Raw genomic sequence first — 1,281 nt, forward strand, 5'->3', positions numbered from 1 at the left:
ACGCACTCCGCCGTACTCTCGGCGCGCTTCGAGCCATTACTGACCCATGCTCCTAGTGGTACTGCCGGAGCAGCAGGCGTGGTGTTCGGTCAGCGATTCGTAGACCAGTTCGCCGAACTTCTCGCCGATGGAGGATTCGATCGCGGCTCGCCGTCGTCGCGCCACCGGTGTCCTATCGACTCCCTGCAGCAACCGAATATCCCACCGGGTCCCCCTGTCCCGGCTCGTGTGCCCTTGCCTGGTACGACGGCGCGTGTCAGGCGGGCGGTTCCAGTGCCGGGTTGGTCTCCGGAGTGGCCGCGATGAATGGGGTGGAACCGTCCGTCCGGCCGGGGCGTCAAACAGATCGTGAGGACGATAAGGGGAGCATAGATCGTGAGGACGATAAGGCGAGCAGTCGCCGCGTTCGCCGCGTTCGCGGTGGTGTCCGCGTGCGGAGTGGGTCAAGACGGCGACAGGGCGACGACGAGCTCAGCAGTCACCGAGGAGCCGGGCAACCCCTGGGACCTGCCGATTGAGCAGCGGCCACCACTTTTCGACCCGTGCGCCGAGATCCCCATCGAAGCGGTGGAGGAGGGCGTCGGCGGGCCGGTCGAACCGTCAGAGCAGTTGCGTAATCACCGACCGGGCGAACTGTTCTCCTGTGCCTGGAAAAACGGTGAGGTCTTATTGGGCGTCATCGGAACCTGGAGGTCAAAGCAGGAATTCCTCGAAGACACGGGGCTCGTGGAAATGAATCCCACAGCGAGAGTTGTGGGGAGGGTTGGGCTCAGGGCCAGAGATAGGGGAGACGAAAGCAATACCACCTGCTATCACGTGCTCTTCACAGATCGGGGTGCAGTTATCTTAAACGTTAACCTCATTGACCCACTAAATTCTTTCAGAGGGAAAGTGTTAAAAGATGCGTGTGAAGTCTCAGAGCATGCCATCAGTTCAGTTCGTGAATACCTTCCCGAGGGAGAATTCTGATGTCCCTACATCTTGATCCCGACGCTGCTGAAATGTGCAATCGCTGTTGTGGTGTATTCATTGCTGAGATCCGTTCACTAGCTTCAGTTGGCCGCTACGGCGAGTTCTCGTCTGTGGAGGGAGCCTTCGACACCGCCCGCCAGATCGGCGCCGTGTATTCGGTGTTCGTGGGGGAGGATCTTCGGACGCTTCTCAATGGCTTCATCGACCAGGCCAAGGCGATGTCCATGCTCTTCGCTGCCGCCGGCGGTTTGATGGCCCTTCCGGAATCAGAGTGCATTGATCCGGTCGTGAAGCTGACCGGAGTGGATC

Annotated in this window: 2 protein-coding genes; both read left to right on the forward strand. The window is 60.0% G+C overall.

All coding sequences use genetic code 11. The features are described from left to right. The first annotated feature begins 375 nt into the window (after window positions 1-375). Window positions 376-969 carry a DUF3558 family protein gene (locus IY392_RS17235; RefSeq protein WP_194861899.1) on the forward strand — a complete coding sequence of 198 codons (594 nt, stop codon included), beginning with the start codon at window positions 376-378 and terminating at the stop codon, window positions 967-969. Beyond that, window positions 969-1,281, forward strand: a 313-nt coding sequence (locus IY392_RS17240) for a hypothetical protein (protein ID WP_194861900.1), incomplete at its 3' end; no start/stop codon positions are given. The genes IY392_RS17235 and IY392_RS17240, both read left to right, overlap by 1 nt.

Origin of the sequence: Dietzia sp. SYD-A1 (assembly GCF_015356725.1) — a bacterium.
Classification (GTDB): domain Bacteria; phylum Actinomycetota; class Actinomycetes; order Mycobacteriales; family Mycobacteriaceae; genus Dietzia.